Genomic DNA, 230 nt, shown 5'->3' with positions numbered 1-230 from the left:
TCCCGAAACACCGGCGCCCAGCGCCATTTGCGAACGGCGGCCAGCGCGGCCTGATCGAGCCGATCGGAGCCGCTGCTCTGCGCGATCGAGATGCCGGCGACCTGCCCCTCGGCCGACAGCAATACCGCGAGGACGACGGTGCCCTCCTCGTGCAGGCGGCGCGATTCGAGCGGGTAGCTCGGCGGCTTGGCGGAGATCATCTTCGACGACAGATCGCCGCCCTCGGTCGG

General features: G+C 70.4%; 1 protein-coding gene. It reads right to left on the bottom strand.

The window, feature by feature from the left end:
• The coding region (locus tag NG901_RS16885) for an energy transducer TonB (RefSeq protein ID WP_252217111.1) at window positions 1-230 on the bottom strand (230 nt) is incomplete at both ends.

It is taken from the genome of Clostridium sp. CMCC3677 (genome assembly GCF_023845585.1).
GTDB classification, from domain to species: domain Bacteria; phylum Bacillota; class Clostridia; order Clostridiales; family Clostridiaceae; genus Clostridium; species Clostridium aquiflavi.
This window is presented reverse-complemented; position numbering and strand designations above follow the sequence as displayed.